This is a genomic window from Brotaphodocola sp., from assembly GCF_050873365.1.
In the GTDB taxonomy this organism is placed as follows: Bacteria; Bacillota; Clostridia; order Lachnospirales; family Lachnospiraceae; genus Brotaphodocola.
Genome location: NZ_JBNMIQ010000053.1, coordinates 1 through 7,211, shown reverse-complemented (window position 1 = coordinate 7,211; position 7,211 = coordinate 1). Strand labels below are relative to the sequence as shown.

6 protein-coding genes are annotated in these 7,211 nt (G+C 48.6%); 4 read left to right on the top strand and 2 right to left on the bottom strand.

The genetic code is table 11. The annotated features are described in order from the left end of the window. The first annotated feature begins 218 nt into the window (after positions 1-218). The 4 genes from ACR0QT_RS14250 to ACR0QT_RS14235 all read left to right on the top strand — a co-directional run bounded on the left by ACR0QT_RS14250 (position 219) and on the right by ACR0QT_RS14235 (position 4,813). Positions 219-1,070, top strand: coding sequence for a site-specific tyrosine recombinase (locus ACR0QT_RS14250; protein WP_432631360.1), 852 nt, complete (start codon positions 219-221; stop codon positions 1,068-1,070). A 42-nt stretch (positions 1,071-1,112) separates the two neighbouring features. Further along, the gene (locus ACR0QT_RS14245; RefSeq protein WP_432631359.1) at positions 1,113-1,805 is read left to right on the top strand and encodes a peptidoglycan recognition protein family protein; all 693 of its coding nucleotides are present in this window, start codon (positions 1,113-1,115) and stop codon (positions 1,803-1,805) included. Positions 1,806-1,913: 108 nt separating this feature from the next. Next, positions 1,914-4,127 carry a DNA topoisomerase gene (locus ACR0QT_RS14240; RefSeq protein ID WP_432631358.1) on the top strand — a complete coding sequence of 738 codons (2,214 nt, stop codon included), beginning with the start codon at positions 1,914-1,916 and terminating at the stop codon, positions 4,125-4,127. 8 nt (positions 4,128-4,135) lie between these two features. Then, on the top strand, positions 4,136-4,813 hold the full coding sequence (locus tag ACR0QT_RS14235) for a UDP-N-acetylglucosamine pyrophosphorylase (RefSeq protein ID WP_432631357.1): 678 nt from the start codon (positions 4,136-4,138) through the stop codon (positions 4,811-4,813). A 398-nt stretch (positions 4,814-5,211) separates the two neighbouring features. On the opposite strand, the gene upp is transcribed toward ACR0QT_RS14235, so the two are convergent. Next, complete coding sequence (upp, locus tag ACR0QT_RS14230) at positions 5,212-5,841, bottom strand: uracil phosphoribosyltransferase (RefSeq protein WP_432631356.1); 630 nt, start codon at positions 5,839-5,841, stop codon at positions 5,212-5,214. 194 nt (positions 5,842-6,035) lie between these two features. Next, on the bottom strand, positions 6,036-6,881 hold the full coding sequence (locus ACR0QT_RS14225; RefSeq protein ID WP_432631355.1) for a hypothetical protein: 846 nt from the start codon (positions 6,879-6,881) through the stop codon (positions 6,036-6,038). Positions 6,882-7,211 lie beyond the last annotated feature (330 nt).

The window sequence follows — 7,211 nt, the reverse complement described above, 5'->3', positions numbered from 1 at the left end:
TCCGCGAGGGTGCAAAGCGCCAGTGGCGCTTGTTATGCACCGACCGCAGTGGAACGGAGAAGCGCAGTGATTTTGATAAGAAGATGTCAGCAGAGCTGACCAAAATCACGCGCCAAGTCTCCGCGAGCGTCGACTTGAAAATCACAGTCAAAAAAATTTTGCAGAGAGTCAAGTAAGTACTGGGAATTTTGTGAGACAGAGGGAAAAAATTTATGAACATTCATGCGGAGCTGGAAGAATTTTCCGTCTATCTGGAAAATGTGAAGGGAGCATCTCAAAATACCATTGTGTCTTATCGCCGGGATTTGCGCCAGATGCAAGAGTATCTGGAGAAAGAGGGAATTTTTGATCTCGAAAAGGTGACGAAGACGAGTTTGAATTCCTATATCCTTTATCTGGAACAGCAGGGGAAGGCGACGGCTACGATCTCGCGTATGCTGGCATCGATTAAGGCATTTTTTCACTATGAATTTTCAAATAGAAAGATTTCTCAGGACCCGGCGGAGTTTGTCAAAGCGCCGAAGATCGAGAAGAAACCGCCTGTCGTTCTTTCTGTGGAGGAGGTAACTCGGTTTTTAAGCCAGCCGGACGGAAGTACGCCGAAGACGATTCGAGACCGGGCAATGCTGGAACTCCTCTATGCGACCGGAATCCGGGTGTCTGAACTGATTGGGCTTTGCATGGAGGATGTCAATATGCAGGTCGGTTTTGTCGTCTGCCGGGATGGAGTGCGGGAGCGCATTATTCCGTTTGGGCGCAAGGCGAACCAGGCACTGCGCGCTTATCTTGAGCAGGCGAGGGAGAAACTTTTAGATGGCAAGTCATCCGAGTATTTCTTTGTGAATTGCAGTGGGGTTCAGATGTCGCGACAGGGCTTCTGGAAGATCGTCAAGGGATATGGAGAGCAGGCAGGAATTGAGGCGGATATTACGCCACATACTCTGCGCCATTCGTTTGCTGTTCATCTGCTCAGCAGTGGAGCGAACGTGCAGGCGGTACAGACGATGCTCGGTCATGCAGATCTTGCAACGACATTGGCATATCAGAAGATTGGTCTTAGTAAATTATAGATAAAACAGTAAGTGTAAGCGTATGCTTAAAGAGGAATAAAGGTGTCAGAAGAAAGCGGAAAAAGGATGCGTCAAAGACAGCTAGAGAGAAGACGAAGACAGAGACGACGCCGGCGAATAAAAGTAGCAGTGGAACGGCTGGCACTTTTTGTCCTTTTGGCAGTGGCGATTCTCTTTATGACGAGTGCGCTCTTAAGAGCGAGAAAGCGGGAGAACCTGCAAGCACTGTCTCTGCCGGATTGGTGCCAGGAAGCCTATCTTCCGGTCAATCCGTATTCGAGACCGGGGACAGAGCGCACGAAGGTCAAAAACATTGTGGTGCATTATGTCGCAAATCCTGGGACGACGGCACAGGAAAACCGAAATTATTTTGCCGGGATGGCAGACGCGCCGGAGTCAGAGCGCAGGTCGGTGAGCAGTCATTTTATCATCGGACTTGACGGGGAGATTCTGTGCTGTGTGCCGGTTCAGGAAGTGGCATATGCGAATTATCCAAGAAATGAGGATACGATCTCGATTGAGTGCTGTCACCCGGATGATTCTGGAAAATTTACGCAGGAGACGCAGGAATCACTTGTCAAACTGGTCTCGTGGCTGTGTAGTTCGTTGGATTTGAAGGCGTCTGACGTGATCCGCCACTATGATGTCAGCGGAAAGAATTGTCCGAAGTATTATGTGGAGCATGAGGATGCCTGGACAGCATTAAAAGACGAGATTGCAGATCAGATCAAGTAAAATATATAGAATAATAAATCAATCCGATCAATGGAATTCGAATGATACGATAAGAAATGAATGGATACGGACGAAGATGGATTGGTGATAGAGAGGAACTCAGAGTGAATGGGAAAATCATTATACATAGCTGAGAAACCGAGTGTGGCACAGCAGTTTGCAACGGCACTCAAGATCTCGGGAAGGCGGGCAGATGGCTATATCGAGTCGGATACGGCGATTGTGACCTGGTGTGTCGGACATCTGGTGACGATGAGTTATCCGGAAGCCTATGATCCGAAATTTAAGCGTTGGAGTCTGGAAACTCTGCCGTTTTTGCCGAAAGACTTCAAGTATGAGGTCATCGGCGGTGTTGCAAAGCAGTTTCAGATAGTCTCCGGGCTTTTGAATCGTCCGGATGTCGAGACGATTTATATTTGTACCGACTCCGGACGTGAGGGAGAGTATATTTACCGGCTTGTGGATCAGATGGCGGGAGTCAGCAAGGAAAAGAAGAGAAAACGTGTCTGGATCGACTCGCAGACGGAGGAGGAGATTCTTCGAGGAATCCGCGAGGCAAAAGACTGGTCAGAGTATGACAATCTCGCCTCCTCCGCCTATTTGCGCGCAAAGGAAGATTATCTGATGGGAATCAATTTTTCTCGTCTTCTGACACTCAAGTACGGTCCGGGGATTTCCTCGTATCTGAGGACGAATCGAACCGTTCTCTCGGTGGGGCGAGTGATGACCTGTGTCCTTGGAATGGTTGTGCGACGGGAGCGTGAGATTCGCGAGTTTGTGAAGACTCCGTTCTACCGCGTGGTCGGCAGATTTTCGAGTCAGGGGATGGAATTTGACGCAGAATGGCGCGCGGTCGAGGGATCAAAGTATTTCCAGTCTCCATATCTCTACAAGGAAAATGGATTTAAGGAACGCCGTCACGCCGAGGAGCTGATTCACTTGCTTCAGGGGGCACCAGCCACTGATTCCGCAGATCTGCATATTCAGGCACAGGGAGATCCGGCGCCGTCAGATGGCAGAGAAAACGGAACGGGAATCCAGGCTCGTCTTGTCAAGATCGAGAAGAAGAAGGAGACGAAGAATCCCCCGCTTCTCTACAACCTTGCGGAGCTTCAGAATGACTGTTCCAAGATGTTTAAGATCAGCCCGGATGAGACGCTCAAGATTGTGCAGGAGCTTTATGAGAAAAAGCTCGTCACCTACCCGAGAACGGATGCGCGAGTGCTCTCGACGGCAGTTGCAAAGGAGATTCACCGAAACATCGGTGGACTTCGCAATTTTGCGCCAGTCAAAGAGTTTGCGTCTCAGGTGCTTGATGCGGGAAACTACAAGTCGATTGCAAAGACACGCTATGTCAACGACAAACAGATCACCGACCACTATGCGATTGTCCCGACAGGACAGGGATTCGGTGCGATTCGCAGTCTCTCTCCGCTTGCGATGAAGGTGTATGAGGTGATTGCGAGACGTTTCTTGAGCGTCTTTTATCCGCCTGCGGTTTATCAGAAATATGCGCTGGAGCTTGTGATCGGGGCAGAGCATTTTTTTGCGAATTTCAAGGTGCTCACGGAAGCGGGATACTTGAATGTCGCAGATGTGTCGCGGATGAAGAAACGCACCGACGATGGAAGTTCCAGAGAGACGGCTTCTCAGGAGGGATCCGGAAGCGGGGACGAGTCTGAGGTCAACCAGAAGGATATGGAAAATCCGGCATTTGTCGCAATGCTTGCATCCCTCAAAAAAGGAATGCAGTTCCCGGTCAAGGGACTTGCGATCCGGGAGGGCGAGACTTCCCCGCCAAAGCGGTATTCGTCTGGATCGATGATTCTTGCAATGGAAAATGCCGGACAGCTGATCGAGGATGAGGAGCTTCGCGCTCAGATCCGTGGAAGCGGAATCGGAACGAGTGCGACCCGCGCAGAGATTCTGAAAAAACTTGTGAACATCGAGTACCTTGCCCTGAATGGAAAGACGCAGATCATCACACCGACGCTTCTCGGGGAACTGGTCTTCGAGGTTGTCCACGCATCGATCCGTCAGCTCTTAAATCCGGAGTTGACAGCGAGCTGGGAAAAGGGATTGACCTACGTTGCAGAGGGGACAATCACGTCAGACGAATACATGGAAAAGCTGGCGCGTTTTGTCGCCGGAAGAACCTACGGCGTCCTGCAACTTCAAAATAGCTGGCAGTTGCGCGGAAACTTTGAGGCAGTCGGCGCGATTTATCAGAAAGATCAGAAGGCGAAGAGCCGTGCAGATCGTGACGGTACAGGTCGCACCGGTGGCACTGCAAAAAGCAAAAAGAAAGAAGAAAAGGAGTAAAGAAGATCATGAAGAAAGAAGAAATGAAGACGGCAGAACTCTATACACTTGAGCATACGATGGCAAAATCCCTGCTTGAGCAGTTTGAGTATCCGTGGCAGGCACTTGAGCATATCGGAGAGTTCGTGGAGAACCTTGGAAAGACGCTCTCCGAGGAAGAGTATGACAATCCGGTTCCGGGTGTCTGGATTCACCGCACCGCAAAGGTTGCCCCGACCGCAGGAATTATGGGACCGGTTGTAATCGGACCGGGAGCAGAGATTCGTCACTGTGCGTTCATCCGCGGAAAAGTTCTGATCGGCGCAAACAGCGTTGTCGGAAACTCCTCAGAGTTAAAGAATTCAATCCTGTTTGATAACGTACAGGTCCCGCATTACAACTATGTGGGAGATTCGATTCTTGGATACAAGTCCCACATGGGCGCAGGTTCGATTACCTCAAATGTAAAGTCTGACAAGGAGCTTGTCAAGATCCACGCAGAGGATGAGGAGATCGAGACCGGACGCAAGAAAGTCGGCGCAATGATCGGAGATCATGTTGAGGTCGGCTGTGGCTCTGTTCTGAATCCGGGTACTGTGATCGGAAAGAACAGCAACATCTACCCGCTCTCTAGCGTTCGCGGTGGTGTGAATGCAAATTCCATCTACAAGAGACAGGGTGAGATTGCAGAAAAACACAATGATTAAAAACGCACCAGTATGTATTGGTTAAATGATATACTCTGTGAAAATGTGTAGAAGATTTGATTAGAATTTGCTTGGAAGAAGTCATCAGAGTTGACTAGAATACACGAGGTCTCCGCAGGCATTAACTTAAACGATAGCAAGTTTCTATGTTTGGGCGACGTATTTATTGTGTAGGTGTCGGAAACAAGAAGGTCAGGAAAACCCGTGTGAAACGTCGGTGCTTAGAACGTGTTTTTTACGTTCTTATGCACCGTTACGTTTGCACTCGGAGCGAGAGCGAGTTTTCCTGACCTTACTTGTTGGAGACACTCTGTAAAAAAGTATTTATAAAAAGTACTTATAACAGAGAAACAGAGAAGTCTCAATTATTTTATTATTTGTGCTCTATACCGTGCACCTTACTTCGTGCCGAAGATTCTGTCGCCTGCATCTCCAAGACCCGGGCAGATGTAAGCATTCTCATTCAGGCAACGATCAAGATGTCCAACATAGATCTGGATATCCGGATGAGCCTCATGGAGACGCTTGAGTCCTTCCGGAGCAGCGATGATCGACATGAACTTGATGTTCTTTCCGCCGTGCTGTTTGATGAAGTTGACAGCCTCAACGCCAGAACCGCCGGTAGCAAGCATCGGATCGGTCACAACGATGGTACGCTGTTCGATCGGATCCGGAAGTTTGCAGTAGTACTCGTGAGGCTCATGAGTCTCCTCGTCACGGTACAGTCCGATATGACCAACTTTTGCACTCGGAACGAGGGCGAGAATACCGTTGACCATACCAAGTCCTGCGCGCAGGATCGGAACGATAGCGAGCTTCTTGCCGGCGATCATCGGGGTCATGCAGGTCTCGATCGGGGTCTCAACCTCAACATCCTCAAGCGGAAGATCGCGCAGAGCCTCGTAGCCCATCAACATTGCAATCTCCTCGATCAGGGAGCGGAATTCGTTGGTTCCGGTGTTCTTATTTCTCAGAATTGAAATCTTGTGCTGAATCAGCGGATGATCAAAAACAGTAACATTTTCCATAAATCAAAGTTCCTTTCTCGATACGGTATTGTAAAACTAACCAAATTTTATCAGATTTAAGGACAAAGATCAAGAGCCATGCCAAGGTTTTGAAAGCGTCTTTTATAAGAGCCTTTAATTTATCTTTTTAAATATATCTTCTTAATCGATCTTCCTATTTATCTTCCTGGTTATCTTCTTAGTTATCTTCCTATTTATTTATCTTCCGGGGTGTAGACTACTGTCACATAGTCCCCCAGCTCATGGGTGACAGGAAGCATGATATAGATCTCTCCGTTTGACTCATAACTGAAACATCCCGGGAACCCATTCGTTCCGCCGAAGTCTGCATTTGCAAGCAGGGCTACGTTCTGTTCATGGTCAGTATTTTTGAGAAACTCAAGAACAGCCGGCTGATCCGCCTCATTGACACCGGAGAGCACAACCTCATCGGATGTCACATAGTCTGCAAGCTGAACCGGATCTGCATAATCACTCAGGCGAACATCAGAGATCTCGGTCAGATCAACAGTGTTTGTGAGAAACAGATTTGTGGGATACGATGCCTGACTTGGATAGCAGTATCCGCGATAGATCACGGTGAGTCGGCTCTGGTCAGCAGAGACGACCTTGCAGGTCAGCTCGAGCGTATCCTTTGCCTCATTGATTCCCCATCCGCCGAGAATGGAGAGAGCATTATTTTTTAATAGTTCATTCGCAGAGGCGGTACGGTCATCATCGTTTAAGTCCTGAATCACCGGATATTGGATGAAGACCTTGTTATTCATGTAAGTCTCCATCATCACATGGATTCCCTTTTTGGTGGAGGAAGAAGCGTCCGCAGTCGTTTCCGCAGTGTCGAGCGTCAGGCTGTCCGCAGAATCTACGCTTTCCGGGGCTGAGGCTGACTGAACCGTCTCAGCGGGAACTGAGCGGGCGCCGGAGAGATCAATGACCTCCTGTTGACGCTTGCAGGCAGAGCCAAGAAGAGCGACAGAAAGGATTGTGAATGCACAGGCAGATCGCCGGATGCATTTCCATGTTTTTTTATGTGTAATCATACAGAAAAGTCCTCCCAATGAGTATAATCATACATTTGACATCTTTGATAGATTTCATACTTAACTTAGTACGTTTCATAATACATTTCGTACTTAATACATTTCACACTTAATGCATTTCATACTTGATAGATTTCGTATTTAATAGATTTCATATAACTCAGAGTGGATGTCCCCCACCTATAGAGGAGGGGGTATCACAAACTTTCTCAGGAGGGGAGACAATCCCCTTCTGAGTTATACGCTCCGCGTGGATGCGCAGTGATTTTGATAAGAAGATGTCAGCAGAGCTGACCAAAATCACGCGCCAAGTCTCCGCGAGCGTCGACT